Raw genomic sequence first — 20,374 nt, 5'->3', positions numbered from 1 at the left:
CCGGTCAGACGTACTTCTGAAAGTCCGTGGTGTCCAAGCTGATGCCGAGCTGGTCGATGGGGACGGGCTCGCCGAACTTGCTGGTCCGCTCCGACATGTACCTCGGGAGTCCGGACCCGGAATCCTGACCCAGCTCGGTCAGCAGCACGCACTCCCCCTTGATCGGGTCGACGATCAGATACGCGGGGACAGTGCCCTTGGCGTAGAGCTCCCGCTTGGTCCGGTAGTCACGGTCGGCACTGGTCTTCGGCACCACCTCGACCACCAGGGTGACGACAGGCGACGGCAGTAGCCGCCCGTACTCCTCGACCACCCCGCGCTCGAAGACCACCGGGTCGCGAAGACCCCGGTCATCCGATCATCGATGGCGGTCATCGCACGCTCCCTCCGACGGCTGACACCCACGTCAACGAATGTCAGTCCACCAGGTCACGCACGACCGCGTCCGCCAGGAGCCTGCCCTGGAGGGTGAGGACGGCGCGGCCTGCCGCGTAGGGCTCGGGGGCGAGGAGGCCGTCGGCGAGGTGCCGGGCGGCGGCCTCGCGGCCGGTGCCGGTCAGCAGATCGAGGGAGACGCCCTCGACCAGGCGCAGTTCCAGGAGGATGCGCTCGACGCGGCGGTCCTCCTCCGCCAGGACCTCGCGGCCCAGGCCCGGGGTGCGGCCCTCGGTGAGGGCCTGGGCGTAGGCGGCGGGGTGTTTGGCGTTCCACCAGCGGACGCCGCCGATGTGGCTGTGGGCGCCGGGGCCGGCTCCCCACCAGTCGGCGCCGGTCCAGTAGAGCTCGTTGTGGCGGCAGCGGCCCTCGGGGGTGGTGGCCCAGTTGGAGACCTCGTACCACCGGTACCCGGCAGCGCCCAGTGCCTCCTCGGCGATGAGGTAGCGGTCGGCGTGCACGTCGTCGTCGATCATCGGCAGTTCGCCGCGCTTGACCCGGGCGGCGAGCCGGGTGCCCTCCTCGACGATCAGGGAGTACGCGGAGACGTGGTCGGGCCCGGCGCCGATGGCGGCGTCCAGGGAGGCCCGCCAGTCGTCGTCGGACTCGCCCGGGGTGCCGTAGATCAGGTCGAGGTTGACGTGTTCGAACCCGGCCGCGCGGGCTTCGGCGACGCAGGCTTCGGGGCGGCCCGGGGTGTGGTGGCGGTCGAGCAGCCGGAGGACGTGCGGGCGGGCGCTCTGCATGCCGAAGGAGATCCGGTTGTAGCCGCCCTCGCGCAGCTCGGCCAGGTACGCCGGGTCGACGGATTCCGGGTTGGCTTCGGTGGTGACCTCGGCGCCGTCGGCGAGCCCGAACTCCTCGCGGACGGCGGCGAGCATCTTCACCAGGTCGCCGGCGGGCAGCAGGGTGGGGGTGCCGCCGCCGAGGAAGACGGTGCGCACCGGCAGGTCGGTGTCGCCCAGCACCTTCCGGGCGAGCCGGATCTCGGCGACCACGTTGTCGGCGTACGTCTCCTGGGAGGCGACGGCCCCGGAGGAGCGCAGCTCGGTGGCGGTGTAGGTGTTGAAGTCGCAGTAGCCGCAGCGGCTGGCGCAGTACGGCACGTGCAGGTAGAAACCGAACGGGCGGCTGCCGAGCCCGTCGAGGGCGTGGGCGGGCAGGGAACCGTCGGACGGCACCGGTTCGCCGTCGGGGAGTGCGGAGGGCATGCCCCCATTGTCCCGTACGGTCCGTGAAGCCTGCGCGGACCGTACGGGACGGGGTGGGACGGGGTGCGGACGGGCCGGGTCAGACCTCGTTGGCGCCCGTGTACATCGCGGCGACCGCGTCCGCGTAGGTCTTCTCGACCACGGGGCGCTTGATCTTCAGGCTCGGGGTGAGCTCGCCGTGCTCCACGTCGAGGTCGCGCGGCAGCAGGTGGAACTTCTTGATCGTCTGCCAGCGCTGCAGCCCCGTGTTGAGCCGCTTCACGAAGCCCTCGATCAGCTCGTGGACGGCCGGCTCGACGGCCAGCTCGGCGTAGGACTTGCCGGCGAGGCCGTGCTCGGCGGCCCACGGCATGAGGACGGCCTCGTCCAGGCCGATCAGCGCGGTGCAGAAGTTGCGGCCGTTGCCGATCACCAGGATGTTGCTGACGAACGGGCAGACCGCCTTGAACTTGCCCTCGACCTCGCTGGGCGCCACGTACTTGCCGCCGGAGGTCTTGAACAGGTCCTTCTTGCGGTCGGTGATCCGCAGGAAGCCGTCGGGGCTGAGTTCGCCGATGTCCTCGGTGTGGAACCAGCCGTCCGCTTCCAGCACCTCGGCGGTCTTCTCCGGCAGGTTGTGGTAGCCGCGCATGATGCCCGGGCCGCGCAGCAGGATCTCGCCGTCCTCGGCGATCCGCACCTCGGTGCCGGGCAGCGGGCGGCCCACGGTGCCGATCCGCACGTCCTCCTCGCGGTTGACGCAGGAGCCGGCGCTGGTCTCGCTGAGGCCGTAGCCCTCCAGGATCGGCACGCCGGCACCGAGGAAGAAGTAGCCGATCTCCGGAGCGAGTGCGGCGCTGCCGGAGACCGCGCCGCGCAGCCGCCCGCCGAACGCGGCCCGGATCTTGGCGTACACCAGCTTGTCGGCCAGCGCGTGCTGCACCCGCAGGGCCAGCGGGGCGGTGCCGGTGCCGGTGGCGACGCGGCTCTCCTGGACGGCCCGGGCGTGCTCGCGGGCGACCTTCGCCGCCCACAGGAAGATCTTGTACTTGGCGCCGCCCTCGGCCCGGGCCTTGCCCGCGATGCCGTTGTAGACCTTCTCGAAGATGCGCGGCGCGGACGCCATGATGGTCGGCCGGATCACCGGCAGGTTGTGGATGATCCGGTCCACCCGGCCGTCCACCGCCATCACGTGGCCGGTGGCGATCTGCCCGGAGATCAGCGTCTTGCCGAACACGTGGGACAGCGGCAGCCACATGAACTGCACGTCGTCGGAGCGCAGCAGCCCACTGGCCTCCTGCGCCCGGCCCTCGTACGCCCAGCAGTCGTGCACCAGGCGCACGCCCTTGGGGCGGCCGGTGGTGCCCGAGGTGTAGATCAGGGTGGCCAGCTGCTCCTTGTCGAGCCCGTCGACGGCCTTCTCCACCGCGTCCGGGTGCTGCTCCAGGTACTCGGCGCCGCGCTGCTCCAGTTCGGCGAGGGTGAGCACCTCGAGGCCGGCCGCCTCGGGGGCCTCGTCGGGGGCGTCGAACAGGATGACGGTGCGCAGCTCGGGCAGCTGCTCGAGCTGCGCGGCGGCCTTGGCCAGCTGGGCGGCGTTCTCCGCGAACAGCGCCCGGGAGCCCGAGTTGGAGAGGATGAAGACGGTCTCGTCCGCGTTGGTGCTCGGGTAGACGGTCGTGATCGCCGCGCCCGCGCACATGGCGCCGAGGTCGGTGATGATCCACTCGATCCGGGTGGAGGACGCCAGGGCGACCCGGTCCTCCGGCTGGATGCCGAGCGCCATCAGGCCGGCCGCCACCGCCTTGACCCGGGTCGCGGTCTGCGCCCAGGTCAGCGAGCGCCACTGCTCCGCGCCGGGCGCGCCGTCCGCGGCGTGCTCGTCGACCGGGGCGGGGTAGCGGTAGGCCTCACCGTTCGGAGTCGCGGCGACCCGCTCCAGGAACAAATGGGCGACGGAGGCGGGACGCCCGGCGACGAGGTCGGGCCGGCCGGAGTCGATCAGGGACTGCGCGGAACTCAACGAGGACCTCCGGGGGCGGGTGGCCGTCTGAGGGATTGTCGCGGCGGCCGTGGGGGCGGTCGCCGGGCCCCCGGTTCACCTGAACGGTACCGGTCAGTAACAAGGGGGCAATCAGCAGCCTAGGGGGAAACCGGTCATTCCGTAAGGGGGCGGAGCCGGTCGGCACACCCCCCGCACCGCCGGTGACCACGCCACACCGACGGACGCACCCGGCAAGGTGACCAACGAGCGAACTGCCGGACCGTTCGGTAAAAGCCCGGCAAACCCCCGGTTCCCACACGCCGAATGGCCTGTACGACCGCACAGAAGAACGAGAATTGGGGTGCGAACCCGACCGGCGACGACAAGAGTGTGCTAGTGCTGATCAGACTGCTGAGGGCGTACCTGCGCCCCTACTCCCGACCGATCACCCTGCTGGTAGCCCTCCAGCTGGTGTCCACCCTCGCGGCGCTCTACCTGCCGACGCTCAACGCCGACATCATCGACGACGGCGTGGTCAAGGGCGACACCGGGTACATCCTGCGCCTCGGCGGGGTCATGATCGGCGTCACCCTCGTCCAGGCGATCTGCTCGATCGGCGCCGTCCTCATCGGCGCCCGCGTCGCCATGGCCTTCGGCCGCGACGTCCGCGCCGCCGTCTTCGACCGGGTGCAGAGCTTCTCCGCCCGAGAGGTCGGCCAGTTCGGCGCGCCCTCCCTGATCACCCGCACCACCAACGACGTCCAGCAGATCCAGATGCTCGCCCTGATGAGCTTCACGCTCATGGTCGCCGCACCCATCATGTGCGTCGGCGGCATCATCATGGCGCTCAACCAGGACGTCCCGCTGTCCGGCCTGCTGCTCGCCGTCATCCCCGCCCTCGCCGTCGTCGTCATCCTGCTGGTCCGCGCACTGCGCCCGCAGTTCCGCAGCATGCAGGAGCGGATCGACACCGTGAACCGGGTCCTGCGCGAACAGATCACCGGCATCCGGGTCATCCGCGCCTTCGTCAAGGACACCCAGGAGCAGGCCCGCTTCGCCGACGCCAACGAGGACCTCACCGACGTCGCCCGCCGCGTCGGCCGGCTGATGGCCGTCATGTTCCCCGCCGTCATGCTCGTCGTGAACATCTCCAGCGTCGCCGTGCTCTGGTTCGGCGCCCACCGCATCGACAGCCACTCCATGCAGATCGGCGCGCTCACCGCCTTCCTCTCCTACCTGCTGCAGATCCTGATGAGCGTCATGATGGCCACCTTCATGTTCATGATGGTGCCCCGCGCCGAGGTCTGCGCCGAACGCGTCCAGGACGTCCTCAGCACCGACTCCAGCGTCGTCCCGCCCGCCGCGCCCGTCACCGAGGTCCTCCGCCGCGGCAACCTCGAACTGCGCGACGTCGACTTCCGCTACCCCGGCGCCGAGGCCTCCGTACTGCGCGGCATCGACCTCACCGCCCGCCCCGGCGAGACCACCGCCATCATCGGCTCCACCGGCAGCGGCAAGTCCACCCTGCTCGGCCTCGTCCCCCGGCTCTTCGACGCCACCTCCGGCCGGGTCCTGCTCGACGGCGTCGACGTCCGCGAACTCGCCGCCGACACGATCGCCGACAACATCGGCATCGTCCCCCAGAAGCCCTACCTGTTCAGCGGCACCGTCGCCAGCAACCTCCGCTACGGCCGGCCCGACGCCACCGACGAGGAACTCTGGCACGCCCTGAAGATCGCCCAGGCCAAGGAGTTCGTCGAAAAGCTCCCCGAAGGCCTCGACGCCCCCATCGCCCAGGGCGGCAGCAACGTCTCCGGCGGCCAACGCCAACGCCTCGCCATCGCCCGCGCCCTGGTCCGCAAACCCTCCGTCTACCTCTTCGACGACTCCTTCTCCGCGCTCGACTACGCCACCGACGCCAGACTGCGCAAGGCCCTCGCCGACGAGACCTCCGACGCCACCGTCCTGATCGTCGCCCAGCGCGTGTCCACCATCCGCGACGCCGACCGGATCATCGTCCTCGACGAGGGCGCCGTCGTCGGCACCGGCACCCACCACGAACTGATGGCCGACAACCCGACGTACCGGGAGATCGTGCTCTCCCAGCTCACCGAGCAGGAGGCGGCGTGACCACCCCCGGAAACCCCACGGCGGAGCAGGACACCGGAAAGGCCGACCCGACGACGGCCGGCCCGACAACGGCCGACTTGACGACGGCCGACTTGACGACGGCCGACCTGACGAAAGCCGAGAGCGCGCAGGCCGACCTGACGAAGACCGACGCCGAACTGCCCAGCGACTCCCAGGCCGCCGCCGCCCGCCGCGGCCCCGCCGGACCCGGCCGCTTCATGGGCGGCCAGGGCTCCGAGAAGTCCATGGACTTCAAGGGCTCCGGCAAACGCGTCCTCGGCCTGCTGCGCCCCGAACGCAACATCCTCATCGGCGTCCTGCTCCTCGGCGTCCTCGGCATCGGGTGCGCCGTCATCGGCCCCAAGATCCTCGGCAACGCCACCGACCTGATCTTCGCCGGCGTCGTCGGCGCCCGCTTCGCACCCGGCAGCTCCAAGGCCCAGGTCATCGACGGCCTGCGCGCCCACGGCGACAAGGGCGTCGCCGACCTGCTCTCCGCCGTCGACTTCACCCCCGGCCAGGGCATGGACTTCGACGCCATCGGCTCCGTCCTGCTCTGGGTGCTCGGCATCTACGTCGCCTCCGCCGTCCTCGGCATCTTCCAGGGCCGACTGGCCACCAAGGCCATCCAGCTCGCCAGCTACCGGCTGCGCCAGGACGTCGAGTCCAAGCTGTCCCGACTGCCGCTCAGCTACTTCGACAAGCAGCCGCGCGGCGAAGTGCTCAGCCGGGTCACCAACGACATCGACAACATCGGCCAGTCCATGCAGCAGACCATGGGACAGGTCGTCAACTCGCTGCTCACCGTGGTCGGCGTGCTGGCCATGATGTTCTGGATCTCCCCGCTGCTCGCCCTGATCGCCCTGGTCTCGGTGCCGGTCTCGGTGGTCGTCGCCACCAAGGTCGGCAAGCGGGCGCAGCCGCAGTTCGTCCAGCAGTGGAAGTCCACCGGCCAGCTCAACGCCCACATCGAGGAGATGTACACCGGCCACACCCTGGTCAAGGTCTTCGGCCGCCAGCGCGAGTCCGCGGAGACCTTCCGCAAGCACAACGAGGCACTCTACGAGGCCAGTTACAAGGCCCAGTTCATCTCCGGGATCATCCAGCCCGCGATGATGCTGATCGGCAACCTGCAGTACGTGCTGGTCGCCGTCGTCGGCGGCCTGCGGGTGGCCAGCGGCGCGCTGTCCATCGGCGACGTGCAGGCGTTCATCCAGTACTCCCGGCAGTTCAGCCAGCCGCTCACCCAGGTCGCCAGCATGGCCAACCTGGTGCAGTCCGGTGTCGCCTCCGCCGAGCGCGTCTTCGAACTGCTCGACGCCCCCGAGCAGAGCGCCGAACCCGCCATGCCCGAGAAGCCGGACGCCCTGCACGGCCGGGTCGCCTTCCAGGACGTCTCCTTCCGCTACGAACCCGACAAGCCGCTCATCGAGGACCTCTCGCTCAAGGTCGAACCCGGCCACACGGTCGCCATCGTCGGCCCCACCGGCGCCGGCAAGACCACCCTCGTCAACCTGCTGATGCGCTTCTACGAGGTCAGCTCCGGACGGATCACCCTCGACGGAGTCGACATCTCCGCGATGTCCCGCGAGGACCTGCGCTCCGGCATCGGCATGGTCCTCCAGGACACCTGGCTGTTCGGCGGCACCATCGCCGACAACATCGCCTACGGCGCCCGGGGCGCCACCCACGAACAGGTCGTCGAGGCCGCCAAGGCCGCCCACGTCGACCGCTTCGTCCGCACCCTGCCGGACGGCTACGACACCGTCATCGACGACGAGGGCACCAACGTCAGCACCGGCGAGAAGCAGCTGATCACCATCGCCCGGGCCTTCCTCGCCCAGCCGTCCATCCTGGTCCTCGACGAGGCCACCAGCTCCGTCGACACCCGCACCGAGGTACTCATCCAGCGGGCCATGGCCCGGCTGCGCACCGGCCGCACCAGCTTCGTCATCGCCCACCGGCTCTCCACCATCCGGGACGCCGACGTGATCCTGGTGATGGAGAACGGCTCGATCGTGGAACAGGGCTCGCACGACGAACTGATCGCCGCCGACGGCGCCTACGCCCGGCTCTACCAGGCGCAGTTCGCGGAGGCCGTGGCCGAGGTCGACTGACGCAGCGCCACATGACGGGCCGGGGCGGGACCTTCCGCCCCGGCCCTTCGCGTGCATGCCCTTCGCGTGCATGCCCTCGTGTGCGTGCCCTCGTGTGCGTGCCCTCGTGTGCATGCTCTTCGCGGGTGACCACCTTTGCGTCCCGCCTTCGCGTCCCCGCCCGTCGCGCACCCGGTCGTCGCCATGGGTGCCGCCGGGCGCTACCTTGGGCGCGTGATCGACGACCAGCTCCCGGCCGCCCCGGACGCCTTCGAGGCGAACCGCCGCTACCTCGGCTCCGTCGCCTACCGGCTGCTCGGCTCCTTCACCGACGCCGAGGACGTCCTGCAGGACGCCTGGCTGCGTTGGCAGGCCGCCGACCGCGCCACCGTCGCCGATCCGCGCGCCTTCCTGACCACCGTCGTCACCCGGCTCTGCTACGACCAGCTGGGCTCCGCCCGGGCCCGCCGCGAGGCCTACTACGGCGAGTGGCTGCCCGAGCCGGCCGTCTCCTACGCCGACGGCCCCGACTCCCCCGACGAACTCGCCGAGCGCGGCGAGTCCGTCTCGCTCGCCCTGCTCGCCGTCCTGGAACAGCTCACCCCGGCCGAACGGGCCGCCTTCGTCCTGCACGACGTCTTCGCGGTCGGCTTCGAGGAGATCGGCGCCTCCCTGGACCGCTCCCCCGACGCCGCCCGCCAACTCGCCTCCCGGGCCCGCCGCCGGGTCAAGGACAGCGCCCGGCGCCCCGGCGGCGCCGCCCCGGCCGAGCACCGCCAGGCCGTCGAGGCCTTCGTCGCCGCCACCACCCGCGGGGACATCCTCGCCCTGATGGAGGTCCTCGACCCGGACGTGGTCTGGCACGCCGACGGCGGCGGCATCGTCCGCGCCGCAGCCCGCCCCGTCCGCGGCGCCGACCGGGTGTCCCGCCTGGTGACCGGCCTGATCGCCAAGTGGTTCACCCCCGACATCGGGACCGCCCACGCGATGGTCAACGGCGAACCCGGGCTGGTCTGGTACGACCGGGCCACCGGCACCGTCGGCGGCGTGCTCGCCTTCACCGTCGCCGACGGGCGGATCACCGAGGCGCACGTCGTCGTCAACCCCGAGAAGCTCAGCCGGATCAGCCCGGTCACCGCCCCCTGACCGACCCCACGACACCCCCGCCCCGAGCCCCACCCCGGGCCCGCCCCAGACCCGCGGCGATGTGACGCGGGTCACGGTCACATCCCGACCGGCCGCGTCGTCCCCTTCCCGAGCAGCGCTCCACGAGGGCGCACCGAATGGAGGCGGACGAGATGAGCAGCAGCACCACCACCCCCGGGAAGCGGATCGTCGTCCTGGGCGCCGGATACGCCGGACTCACCGCGGCCAAGGGCGCCGGACGGCACCACACCGTCACCCTGGTCGCCCCCGAGGAGCGACTCCTGCACCGCATCCGCCAGCACGAAGCGGCGGCCGGCCGCGGCCGCGACTGGCCGGCCATCACCGACCTGGCCCGCGGCCGCACGATCCGGCACCACCGGGCCCGCGCCGTCGAACTCGACCTCACCGGACACAAGGTCCTGCTGGACGACGGCACCACCCTCGCCTACGACACCCTGGTCTACGCCCTCGGCAGCCGCACCGCCTGGCACGGCGTCCCCGGCGCCGTCGAAAACGCCCACCCCGTCGAGCGCGCCGCCGAGGTCCGGCGCCTGATCCGCGAGGCCGCCCGGCCCGGCACCCTCGCCGTGGTCGGCGGCGGCGCCACCGGCATCGAACTGGCCACCGAACTCGCCGAAGCCCACCCCGACTGGCGGGTGCGGATCATCGCGGCCGGCCGGGTCGGCGGCATCTACTCGCCCAAGGGCCGCGCCCACGTCCGGCGCGTCCTCGACCGGCTCGGCGTCGCCGTCCACGAGGACGCCACCGTCACCGAGGTCACCCCGGACGGGCTGCGCACCACCGCCGGCCCGATCGACGCCGACCTCACCCTCTGGGCCGCCTCGCTGGAGCCGCACCCGCTGGCCGCCGAGGCCGGGCTGGCCGTGGACGAGCGCGGCCGGGCCCTGGTGGACGACCACCTGCGGTCCGTCTCGCACCCCGACGTCCACGTGGTCGGCGACGCCGCCGCCGTCACCGTCCCCGACGTCGGCACCCTGCGGATGGGCTGCGCCACCGCCCTGCCGCAGGGCCAGTACGTCGGCAAGCTGCTCGGCGGGCGCACGGAGAAGCCGTTCTCGTTCCGGTACCTCGTGCAGTGCGTCAGCCTCGGCCGGCGGGACGGGCTGCTCCAACTGGTCCACGCGGACGACTCGATGAAGCCCACCGTGTTCACCGGCGCCGCGGGGCGGCTGGCCAAGGCCGGGATCGTCTCCGCCGTCTTCAGCGCGCTGAAGTAGCCGCCCGGGTAGCCGCCGAAGCGGCCTTGACGGCCTCGACGGCCTGGACGGCCTCCGGGAACGCAAAAGGGCCCGGGCGGGATGCCCGGGCCCTTCGGCTCGCCTCGGTTACTTCTTGTCCTTCGGCGCCTCGGCGTCGGTGGACAGCGCGGCGATGAAGGCCTCCTGCGGGACCTCCACGCGGCCGACCATCTTCATCCGCTTCTTGCCTTCCTTCTGCTTCTCCAGCAGCTTGCGCTTACGCGAGATGTCACCGCCGTAGCACTTGGCGAGGACGTCCTTGCGGATCGCGCGGACCGTCTCACGGGCGATCACCCGGGAGCCGATCGCGGCCTGGATCGGCACCTCGAACTGCTGGCGGGGGATCAGCTTCTGCAGCTTGCCCGCCATCATCACGCCGTAGCCGTAGGCCTTGTCCTTGTGGACGATCGCGGAGAAGGCGTCCACCGCGTCGCCGTGCAGCAGGATGTCGACCTTCACCAGCTGGGCGCTCTGCTCGCCGATCGGCTCGTAGTCGAAGGAGCCGTAGCCGCGGGTCTTGGACTTCAGCTGGTCGAAGAAGTCGAAGACGATCTCGGCGAGCGGCAGGGTGTAGCGCAGCTCTACGCGGTCCTCGGAGAGGTAGTCCATGCCCTGGAGGTTGCCGCGGCGGGCCTGGCAGAGCTCCATGATCGCGCCGACGAACTCGTTCGGCGCCAGGATGGTGCCGCGCACGATCGGCTCGTAGACCTCGGCGAGCTTGCCGGTCGGGAACTCGCTCGGGTTGGTGACGGTGTGCTCGGTGCCGTCCTCCATGATCACCCGGTAGATCACGTTGGGGGCGGTGGAGATCAGGTCGAGGTTGAACTCGCGCTCCAGGCGCTCCCGGATGATCTCCAGGTGCAGCAGGCCGAGGAAGCCGCAGCGGTAGCCGAAGCCGAGCGCGACCGAGGTCTCCGGCTCGTAGACCAGCGCGGCGTCGTTGAGCCGCAGCTTGTCCAGGGCGTCGCGCAGCAGCGGGTAGTCCGAGCCGTCCAGCGGGTAGAGGCCGGAGAACACCATCGGGCGCGGGTCCTTGTAGCCGCCCAGCGCCTCGGTCGCGCCCTTGTGCATCGAGGTGATGGTGTCACCGACCTTGGACTGCCGGACGTCCTTCACACCGGTGATGATGTAGCCCACCTCGCCGACGCCGAGGCCGTCGGCGACCTTCGGCTCGGGCGAGATGACGCCGATCTCCAGCAGCTCGTGCGTCGCGCCGGTGGACATCATCGCGATCCGCTCACGCTTGGTGAGCTGGCCGTCGACCACCCGGACGTAGGTGACCACGCCGCGGTAGGAGTCGTAGACCGAGTCGAAGATCATCGCGCGGGCCGGGGCGTCCTTGACGCCGACCGGGGCCGGGATGGTGTCGACGATGTGGTCCAGCAGGCCTTCGACGCCGAGACCGGTCTTGGCGCTGACCTGCAGCACGTCCGAGGGGTCGCAGCCGATGATGTGCGCGATCTCCGCCGCGTACTTCTCCGGCTGGGCGGCCGGCAGGTCGATCTTGTTGAGCACCGGGACGATCGTGAGGTCGTTCTCCAGCGCCAGGTACAGGTTGGCGAGGGTCTGCGCCTCGATGCCCTGGGCCGCGTCGACCACCAGGATCGTGCCCTCGCACGCGGCGAGGGAACGGGACACCTCGTACGTGAAGTCCACGTGGCCGGGGGTGTCGATCATGTTGAGGATGTGCGTCGCCCCGGCGTTCGGCCCGGTCGTCGGCGCCCACGGGAGGCGGACCGCCTGCGACTTGATGGTGATGCCGCGCTCACGCTCGATGTCCATGCGGTCGAGGTACTGGGCACGCATCTGCCGGGGGTCGACGACACCGGTGATCTGCAGCATCCGGTCTGCGAGCGTCGACTTGCCGTGGTCGATGTGGGCGATGATGCAGAAGTTGCGGATCAGCGCCGGGTCGGTACGGCTGGGCTCTGGCACATTGCTGGGGGTCGCGGGCACCTTGGTCCGATTCTCCGTTGGTCCGGGGCCGGGGGTGTCCGGGTCATCGCTGACCGGTTTCCCGGGGACCGGACAGTCTCGTCCGATCGAAATAGTTCCTCCCATCCTCCCACGAGCGCGGGCCGTGCTGCCGTTCGGGCACCGCCCGACCCTTCCGCCACCCGTCCCCGGGCGGCAGGATGGCCTCCCGTGATCCTCGAAAGCGCCCTGCTCGACGTCCTGCCCGGCCGGGAGGAAGAATTCCTCGCCGCCTTCGCCGAGGCCCGCCCGCTGATCGCCGTCCAGCGCGGCTTCCGCTCCCTGCAACTACGCCGCTGCCTCGACGAGGGCCGCGGCTCGCGCTTCCTCCTCCAGGTCGAATGGGAGACCCTCGCCGACCACACCGAGGGCTTCCGCACCTCCCCCGAGTACCAGCGCTGGCGCGCCCTGCTGCACCACTTCTACCGCCCGTTCCCGGAGGTCGAGCACTACGGCGAGCCCCTGCTCGACGCCTGGCCGGCCCGACTCGTGAGGTCCTGAGGTCCGTGAGGTCTCCTGAGGTCCGTCAGGTTCTCCTGAGGTCGGGGACGGGGCCTCCCGGCCCGGTCGGCTCGACCTGGTTCGCCTGCGGATATGTTCCGCCAGGCGATCGGTAAGCTAATCTGCCCAGCCGTGAGACGGATCGAACTCAGCCGCGTGCGCCGCGGAGCGCGGAACAGACCGCACGACAAGGCCGCAGCGGCCCCAGCGAGGCTCGGCTGGCTGGACGCGCTGCGCGGCCTCGCCGCCCTCGCCGTGGCCATGCACCACTTCGGGCTGCGGTTCTTCATCCCGCACGGCACGGCGCTGACCCACCACTTCGACCTCGGCCTGTTCGGGGTCATGCTGTTCTTCCTGGTCAGCGGCTACATCGTGCCCGCCTCCCTGGAACGCCGAGGCGACATGCAGGCGTTCTGGGTCGGCCGCGCGTTCCGGATCTACCCGGCACTCATCGCCGGGTTCGTCGCGGCGCTGGTGATCCTCCCGGCCGGGCACAACATGCTGATCGACCGATCCGTCTTCGATCGCCCGCTGCTCTCGCTCGGGGCCAACAGCATGCTGCTCCAGGACCTGCTGGGCGTGCCCAACGCCATCGGCATCATGTGGAGCCTCACCTACGAGATGGTGTTCTACTACTTCGTGTCCGCCCTGTTCGTGCTCCGCAAGCACCGGCAGAGCGGACCGATCGCCGTGGGCTTCGCCACCTGCGCGGTCCTGCTCGGCGGGGTGATCGCCCCGGCGAACCTCGCCAAGCAGGGACTGTCGACCGAGAACCTGGTCCTGGCCACCGGACTCGTCGCGGCCATGGGCCTGCTCTGTGCGATCAGCGGCAACTCCCAGCTCACCCGCACCGGAGCCCTGCTGCTCGGCGCGCTCGGCGTCCTGCTGGCGTTCGGCAGCAGCCGGTCCGCGCTGTTCGAAACGATGATGATCTTCGCGACCATGTTCGCCGGAACCGTCATCTACCGCGCGGAGCACGGCCAGATCGACCGCATCCAGGCCATCGCCTACTGCGGCTTCGTCTTCCTCGCCGGGGTCCTCGGCGGGCGCATGTACAACCACGGGGACGCCCTGTGGCGGACCTGGACCACCAGCTGGATGGCGTGGTCCTTCGCCTACGCCGGAGCCTGGATCATGCTGATCCTGGGGATGGCGCTGAAGAAGCGGCGCTTCCCGAAGGCGCTCACCTGGCTGGGCACCGTCAGCTACTCGGTGTACCTGCTGCACTGGCTGGTCATCGACGGCATGGACTGGCTCTACGGCATGCCGTGGCTGTTCCAGGGGGCGCCGGCGCCGAAGTCGACCAAGTTCGCGATCGTCTTCACCCTGACCTTCCTCGCCATCACGCTCGCGGTCAGCTACCTGATGTACCGGCTGGTCGAGGTGCCGTTCCAGAAGCTCGGCCGGCGGTTCCTCACCTGGCTCCGGCGGCACACCGGCGGCCCGACCGACACCCGGGGCGCCGGCGCTCCGCTCCCCGCCCAGGGCGGCGCTCCGGCCGCGGAAGCGGTGCCCGCCGGTGCTGCTCCGGCGCCTGGCGGGTTCGTGCCGACGCCTGGCGGGCCCGTAGCGGCGTCCGGCAGGTCTGCTCCGACCGCGCCGACCGCCCCCGTGGGTGGCGCTCCCGCCGCCCCCGAGCCCGTGTGACCCGGTCACTGAGGCGGCCGGTTTGGGGCGGGCGGCGGGCCCCTGGTAGCGTGGTCAGCTGCACCTGGCCTCGGCATGCCCTCTCAGCTGGACCGACGGCCGCCCGGTGTGATCCCGTTCAGAACCTTTAGACAGACTGAGGCTCCTTCGTGGCGAACATCAAGTCCCAGATCAAGCGCAACAAGACCAACGAGAAGGCGCGCCTGCGCAACAAGGCCGTCAAGTCCTCGCTGAAGACCGCTCTGCGCAAGGCCCGTGAGGCCGCTGCCGCCGGCGAGACCGAGAAGGCCGCCGTGCTGGCCCGCGCCGCCTCCAAGGCGCTCGACAAGGCCGTGAGCAAGGGCGTCATCCACGCCAACCAGGCCGCCAACAAGAAGTCGGCCATCACCAAGCGCGTCAACACGGCCGTCCAGGCCTGACGCCCCCGGGGGTTCCGACCCCCGATCGTCCCAGGACGATCCGGCCCTCTACCCGGACCCTGAGACGCACGAGACTCGCACCGCACGCGGCCTGCGTTCGCCACGCGGGTGCGGTGCACGAAGCAGTACGGCAGGCGCCGCAGTCGGCCTCCTCCCCGGAGGCCACTGCGGCGCCTGTCGCGTTCCACGGTCCGGCCGCTATGGTCGGTCAGGTGCGATCGAGGTGCGGGGGAGCGCCCCGACGCCAGGCCCAGGGGGGAACTTCATGACGACGCCACCGCCACCGCCACCGTCGGCGCCGAACGGGCCGGGATACGGCTTCCCGCAGCAGCAGCAGCCGCCGGGAATGCACCCGGTACCGGGCGCGCAGCCCGCACCCAGTGCGCCGGGGCCTGCGGGCTTCGGTCCGCCGCCGGGCTTGCCCACGTCGCCCGGGATGCCGACCGCTCCGGGCGCGGGGACGCCGCCCCGCTCCGGAGGGAACCTGCGGCGCAACGCCGTCTGGGCCTTCGTCGGCGCCATACTCGCCTCGGCCGGCTGGACCGCCGCCGTGGTGGCCGTCCCCGGCATGGTCAGCAGCGACTCCTCGCCGCGCAGCCTCGGCAGCTACCACCTCTCGGACGACTTCTGCACCACCGCGAAGCCCACCAAGCTGCTGCAGACGTACTCCGTCTCGGACACCTCGGCGCCGACCCACCACACCGACCGGCACCCGGCCCTGGACAGCATGAACTGCTCGATGAGCCTCAAGCGGACCGGCGGCAACAGCGACAGCGAGTACGCCTCGGTCTACCTGCGCGCCGACCTGCACAAGGCCGTCAACCCCGCGCCCGAGCTGGCGGCCAACAAGGAGCTGTACCGGGCCCGCGGCTACCAGGTCACCGACGTCCCCGGGATCGGCGAGGAAGCGTACTTCCTGTACAAGGACGACGCCTCGGACAAGTACCACAGCGTCTACGCGGAGCTGGACATCCGCGACGGCGGGATGACGTACTACATCAACTACAGCGCCAGCTACACCGAGGGGAAGGCCAAGCCGCCGTCCAAGGACGACCTGCGCAGCGCCCTGCAGTCCGACGGCCAGGACGCCGTCCGGGCCATGAAGAAGTAGCCCTCCGGCCCGGCCCCGCTGTTCGCGTCGGCCCGCGCCGAGCCCCGCCGAGCACCGCCGGGCACCGCCGGGCCCGCCGCGTCGAATGGCCCCGCCGCGTCGGTGGGCGTCAGTAGGCGGGGCGTCAGTAGGCGGGGCGGGAGCCGGCCCGCGCGGCCCGGGCGACGGCGACCACCGCGCGCTCCAGGGCGAAGGCCGGGTCGTCCGACCCGCCCTTGACGGCGGCGTCGGCCTGGGCGATCGCGGTCAGCGCGGTGGCCACCCCGTCGCCCGTCCAGCCGCGCATCTGCTGGCGGACCCGGTCGACCTTCCACGGCGGCATGCCCAGCTCGCGGGCCAGGTCGGCCGGGCGCATGTTCCGCCCGGTGGTCGCCAGCCGCCCGATGCTGCGCACGCCGGAGGCCAGCGCGTAGGTGATACCGGTCGGCGGCTGGCCGACGGCCAGGGCCCAGCGCAGCCGCTCCAGCGCCTCGGCCGCCCGGCCGGTGACCGCCAGGTCGGCCACCTCGAAGCCGGTCGCCTCGGCCCGGCCGCTGTAGTAGCGGGCCACCACCGTCTCGTCGATCGTGCCCTCGACGTCCGAGGTCAGCTGGTTGCACGCGGCCGCGAGCTCGCGCAGGTCGCTGCCGAGCGCGTCCAGCAGCGTCTGGCAGGCCTCCGGGGTCGCCGAGCGGCCCAGCGTGCGGAACTCGCCCTTGACGAAGGCCAGCCGCTCGCTCGCCTTGGTCAGCTTGGCGCAGGCCACCTCGCGGCCGCCCGCCTTGCGCCCGGCGTCCAGCAGGCCCTTGCCCTTCGCACCGCCGGCGTGCACCAGCACCATGATCACTTCTTCGGCCGGGGCCTCGATGTACGCCTTGACCTCCTTCACCGAGTCGGCGGAGAGGTCCTGGGCGGCGCGGACCACGATGACCTTGCGCTCGGCGAACAGCGACGGCGTGGTCAGCTCGGCCAGGCTGCCGGGCTGCAGCCCGCCGGGCGGCAGATCCCGTACGTCGGTGTCCGGGTCCGCAGCCTTCGCCGCCGCCACCACCTGGGCGACCGCGCGGTCCAGCAGCAGCTCCTCCTGGCCGACCGCGAGGGTCAGCGGGGCGAGCAGGTCGTCGGGTGCACTCTTCCTGGCCATCGTCTACCAGCATCCCACGGGCCGCGGACACTCCCGCCCGATCGGCCGAGCCGGGCAGCCTGGACAATGGCCGGGTGACCGAGAACCACACCACCGACCTCGCGGACCTCGACGACCCGCACGCCCGGCAGCTGCTCGTCCTGCCCGACCGCGACACCGCCGAAGAAGCCGCCGAGGAGCTCAGCGCCACCCAACCCGACCTCGGCGAGCTCGAGATCGTACGCGACGCGCTCGCCGGCGAGGACGACGCCGAAGACGCCCAGTGGCTCATCGTGGTCGAAGCCCCGGACACCGGCTGGACCCCCGCCCTGCTGCACGCGCTCGACGCCCTGGCCGCTGAGCACGAGGGCTGGCGCGAGCAGGCCTGAGGGCCGGGCCTCGTCGGCCGGGTCTGACGGGTCTGACGGGTCTGACGGGCGGATCGTGCCGTCAGGCCTGACGGATCGAGTCTTGCCGGGGAACCCTGCTCCCGGCTCTGCGAAGTGCTGTGGGGCGGGCCAGTTAGGGCCAATTTTGCTCCTGCTATTTTCCGCGCGCTCCGGGCTTGGCCCGGAGCGCGCCGAAACGTTTCTTCTGGCCCCGCCCCCGCCCCTCCACTCCTCCCCCAACCCAACCCCCAACCCCTTTCCCTTCCCCACTTCGTGGTTGGGAGGAGGAGGAAAGCGGGGGTCACGCGGGCGGGGCCCGCGGTGTGCCCGGGGTCTGCCCGGGGCGGGTGGGGACCACCGAGTTGCTCGCGCCGCGGGCACGCGGCTTGTGGGCCGCGTGGGTGGGCTGCGGGTGGACGGACACGCCGAGAGTGGCCGGAGAGTCGCCGGTCACCGCGATGTCGCCCGCCCGGTCGGTCCGCAGCACGGTCGCGCCGAGCGCGCGCAGCCGGTCGACCGTCTTCGGGGAAGGGTGTCCGTAGGCGTTGCCCTCGCCGCAGGAGATGAGGGCCAGTCGGGGCCGCAGGGCGCCGGCGAGGTCCCAGTCCTGGTGGGCCGAACCGTGGTGCGCGACCTTCAGGACGTCGACCCTCCCCAGGCGGCCCAACAGGGCCGACTGGGCCGGTGGTTCGAGATCTCCAAGCAGTGCCATCCGTAGTCCTCCTGTCAGTGTCACCATCAGTGCGACGCTCGCGTTGTTCGCCCCGGGCGCCTCGATGTCCGCCCCCGGAACGGGCCACACCACGTCCCAGGCCAACTCCGCTCCGATCGACCGCCGTTCGCCGCGGCCGGCCCTCAGCATCGGAACTCCGGCCCCGGCGGCCCAGCCCCTCACCCGGGCCGCCTCGCCCGGCGGCTCGTCCAGCGTCGTGCCCTCGACCGCGCCGACCTTGCGCCCCCGCAACACCCCTGGCACGCCCTCGACATGGTCAGCGTGGAAGTGTGTCAGCAGCACGAGCGGCACCGTCGTGATGCCGAGGTCGCGCAGGCATCTGTCGGCGGCGTCCGGATCCGGCCCGGCATCGATCACCACGGCGCTGTCCGGCGCACCGGCCGCGAGGGCCAACATGTCTCCCTGGCCGACGTCGCACATCGCCAGGCGCCACCCCGGCGGTGGCCAGCCGGTGGCGATCCGGGTGAGTTGCGGCGGGCGCAGCAGTACGGCCAGCAGGACCACCAGCAACGCGCTCGTCACCAGTACCCGCACTCTGCGGCGCCCGGGGCGGGGGCGGACGGGCGCCCGGATGTCGGGCTCCGCCCGGCGGGGCAGCAGGAGCGGCGCCGCCCAGCAGACCGCCAGGACCGCCAATGCGACCGTCGCCGTCCCGAACCAACCTCCCGGCCAGGACAGTTGGCCGCCCGGCAGCTCGGCGCCGCGTCGCGCGACCAGGGCGAGCCAGCCGGCCGGCACCCCGGCCGGCATCGCGAGCAGGCCTGCCAGGGCCGGAAAGAGCGGCTGCAGGACGAGCACTCCGAAGCCGAGCAGCGTCGCCGGGGCCACCGCCAGCTCGGCCAGCAGGTTGCACGGGATGCCGACCAGGCTGATGTGCCCGGACAGCACCACCGTCACCGGCGCGCACAGTGCCTGCGCGGCCGCCGTCGCCGCGAAGGCGCCGGCCAGGTGGTGCGGCCAGCGCCGGGCCCGCAGGGCCTCGGCCCAGTGCGGCCCGAGGACGAGCAGCCCGGCCGTGGCGAGCACCGAGAGCAGGAAGCCGAACGAGCGCGACAGGAACGGGTCCAGCAGGACCAGCACCAGAACGGCTCCGGCGAGCGCGGGCACGGCCCGGCGGGGGCGGCCGGTGGCCAGGGCCAGCATGCCGATCAGCCCCGTCCCGGCCGCCCGTAGCACACTGGGCTCGGGGCGGCAGACGGTCACGAAGGCCAGCGTCAGCCCCGTGCCGAGCAGGGCGGCGGTGCGCAGCGACAGCCCCAGCACCGCGGCCAGCCCGCGCCGTTCCGCAGTGCCGGCCTGGCCGGGCGCGCCGAGCAGTGCGCCGAGGACGATCGCCAGGTTGGCCCCGCTGACCGCCACCAGGTGGACCAGGTCGGTGGCCCGGAAGGCGTCTTCGAGGTCGTCGGGCAGGCGCGAGGTGTCGCCCACCACCAGGCCCGGGAGCAGCCCGCGCGCGTCCGGCGGGAGCCCCTCGGTGGCCGCGCGCAGGCCCTCGCGCAGCCGGCCGGCGATTCGCTGCGGCAGGCTCGGCGGTGCCAGCTGCCGGGGCGGGCCGTGGACGAGCAGCAGCGCCGCGGACTCGGTGTCATGGCCCTCCCCCGCCGGCTGCACCTCGGCCTCCACGGCCAGCCGCTCGGACGGGAGCAGCCGCTGCCAGGTCTCGCTGTCTGCCCCTCGGACCATGACGGTCACGGGTGTGCGCGTCCGGGTGGTCCGCCTGTCCGGGAGCAGGACGACGCGGTCGGCCATCGCGTCCACGGTGAGGAGCGCCTGCCCGCCGGTGGTGCCGCCCCGGGAGGTGTGGACCTTGGGGTCTCCCGTGACGGTCAGCTCAACCTCCACCGCCGGGGCGGGGGCGGGCGCGGCCGGCGACCGTGGCGCGGCGTGCTCGGCCGCGCGGGCGAGTTCGGGCAGCGGGCCCCGGTGCAGGTCGGCCGTGTGCAGCGGGGTGGCGATCGCGGCCGCCGCTCCGGTGAGCAGGGCGGCGGCCAGCGTCACCGCGGCCCCGCGCCGACGCAGGACGCCCGGCCGGATGAGCAGCAGAACGGCCGCGAGCGCGGCGACGCCCGCCATCGCGAAGACGGAGGCCTCGTATCCCGACTCCAGGCGCAGGAGCGCCGCCGTGACCACCCAGGCCGAGACGGCGGGCAGCAGAAGCCGGAAGTCGGTGTCCGAGGAGCGGGCAGGCGGGTTCGATGCGGTGGCTGCGGACACGGCGGTACCTCCCTTCGCAGCGAGGGGGACGGATGGGGGAAGCG

Annotated in this window: 15 protein-coding genes; 9 read left to right on the top strand and 6 right to left on the bottom strand. The window is 72.0% G+C overall.

Going from position 1 to position 20,374, the window contains the following annotated elements:
- Positions 1–4: 4 nt before the first annotated feature.
- From ACZ51D_RS17395 to ACZ51D_RS17385, 3 genes are all read right to left on the bottom strand, one after another.
- A complete protein-coding gene (locus ACZ51D_RS17395) occupies positions 5–331 on the bottom strand; it encodes a Uma2 family endonuclease (protein WP_465662714.1) in 327 nt (108 codons plus the stop codon).
- Between the two features lie 85 nt (positions 332–416).
- On the bottom strand, positions 417–1,646 hold the full coding sequence (gene hemW / locus ACZ51D_RS17390; protein ID WP_360504326.1) for a radical SAM family heme chaperone HemW: 1,230 nt from the start codon (positions 1,644–1,646) through the stop codon (positions 417–419).
- A 79-nt stretch (positions 1,647–1,725) separates the two neighbouring features.
- Positions 1,726–3,648: an AMP-dependent synthetase/ligase gene (locus ACZ51D_RS17385; protein ID WP_465662712.1), complete on the bottom strand. Its 1,923-nt coding sequence runs from the start codon at positions 3,646–3,648 to the stop codon at positions 1,726–1,728.
- A 357-nt stretch (positions 3,649–4,005) separates the two neighbouring features.
- On the opposite strand from ACZ51D_RS17385, the gene ACZ51D_RS17380 reads away from it, so the two are divergent.
- From ACZ51D_RS17380 to ACZ51D_RS17365, 4 genes are all read left to right on the top strand, one after another.
- Entirely contained in the window at positions 4,006–5,739 is a 1,734-nt protein-coding gene (locus ACZ51D_RS17380) for an ABC transporter ATP-binding protein (RefSeq protein WP_465620133.1), read from the top strand.
- Between the two features lie 218 nt (positions 5,740–5,957).
- On the top strand, positions 5,958–7,856 hold the full coding sequence (locus ACZ51D_RS17375) for an ABC transporter ATP-binding protein (RefSeq protein ID WP_360504348.1): 1,899 nt from the start codon (positions 5,958–5,960) through the stop codon (positions 7,854–7,856).
- A 213-nt stretch (positions 7,857–8,069) separates the two neighbouring features.
- Positions 8,070–8,981 (top strand): RNA polymerase sigma factor SigJ, encoded by a 912-nt coding sequence (gene sigJ / locus ACZ51D_RS17370; protein ID WP_465662710.1) that lies wholly within the window; start codon positions 8,070–8,072, stop codon positions 8,979–8,981.
- A gap of 152 nt (positions 8,982–9,133) precedes the next feature.
- Positions 9,134–10,219 carry an NAD(P)/FAD-dependent oxidoreductase gene (locus ACZ51D_RS17365; protein ID WP_465662708.1) on the top strand — a complete coding sequence of 362 codons (1,086 nt, stop codon included), beginning with the start codon at positions 9,134–9,136 and terminating at the stop codon, positions 10,217–10,219.
- Positions 10,220–10,327: 108 nt separating this feature from the next.
- Here the strand turns inward: ACZ51D_RS17365 and lepA are convergent, their stop codons facing one another.
- Positions 10,328–12,196 carry a translation elongation factor 4 gene (lepA, locus tag ACZ51D_RS17360; protein WP_360504336.1) on the bottom strand — a complete coding sequence of 623 codons (1,869 nt, stop codon included), beginning with the start codon at positions 12,194–12,196 and terminating at the stop codon, positions 10,328–10,330.
- 189 nt (positions 12,197–12,385) lie between these two features.
- Here lepA and ACZ51D_RS17355 point away from each other — a divergent pair, with 189 nt between their 5' ends.
- The 4 genes from ACZ51D_RS17355 to ACZ51D_RS17340 all read left to right on the top strand — a co-directional run bounded on the left by ACZ51D_RS17355 (position 12,386) and on the right by ACZ51D_RS17340 (position 15,892).
- A complete protein-coding gene (locus ACZ51D_RS17355) occupies positions 12,386–12,715 on the top strand; it encodes an antibiotic biosynthesis monooxygenase family protein (RefSeq protein WP_465620127.1) in 330 nt (109 codons plus the stop codon).
- Positions 12,716–12,847: 132 nt separating this feature from the next.
- Positions 12,848–14,362 (top strand): acyltransferase family protein, encoded by a 1,515-nt coding sequence (locus ACZ51D_RS17350; protein ID WP_465662707.1) that lies wholly within the window; start codon positions 12,848–12,850, stop codon positions 14,360–14,362.
- Positions 14,363–14,511: 149 nt separating this feature from the next.
- Positions 14,512–14,781 carry a 30S ribosomal protein S20 gene (rpsT, locus tag ACZ51D_RS17345; protein WP_045938443.1) on the top strand — a complete coding sequence of 90 codons (270 nt, stop codon included), beginning with the start codon at positions 14,512–14,514 and terminating at the stop codon, positions 14,779–14,781.
- A gap of 436 nt (positions 14,782–15,217) precedes the next feature.
- The gene (locus ACZ51D_RS17340) at positions 15,218–15,892 is read left to right on the top strand and encodes a hypothetical protein (RefSeq protein WP_465620122.1); all 675 of its coding nucleotides are present in this window, start codon (positions 15,218–15,220) and stop codon (positions 15,890–15,892) included.
- Between the two features lie 124 nt (positions 15,893–16,016).
- On the opposite strand, the gene holA is transcribed toward ACZ51D_RS17340, so the two are convergent.
- Positions 16,017–17,015: a DNA polymerase III subunit delta gene (gene holA / locus ACZ51D_RS17335; RefSeq protein ID WP_465620120.1), complete on the bottom strand. Its 999-nt coding sequence runs from the start codon at positions 17,013–17,015 to the stop codon at positions 16,017–16,019.
- A gap of 74 nt (positions 17,016–17,089) precedes the next feature.
- On the opposite strand from holA, the gene ACZ51D_RS17330 reads away from it, so the two are divergent.
- On the top strand, positions 17,090–17,383 hold the full coding sequence (locus ACZ51D_RS17330) for a hypothetical protein (RefSeq protein ID WP_465620119.1): 294 nt from the start codon (positions 17,090–17,092) through the stop codon (positions 17,381–17,383).
- Between the two features lie 301 nt (positions 17,384–17,684).
- On the opposite strand, the gene ACZ51D_RS17325 is transcribed toward ACZ51D_RS17330, so the two are convergent.
- Positions 17,685–20,330 (bottom strand): ComEC/Rec2 family competence protein, encoded by a 2,646-nt coding sequence (locus ACZ51D_RS17325; RefSeq protein ID WP_465620117.1) that lies wholly within the window; start codon positions 20,328–20,330, stop codon positions 17,685–17,687.
- Positions 20,331–20,374: the final 44 nt, after the last annotated feature.

The sequence above is a fragment of the Kitasatospora sp. NPDC033851 genome, assembly GCF_055576085.1.
Note: the sequence above shows the minus strand (reverse complement) of the source record. Positions and strands in the feature narration are given on the sequence as shown.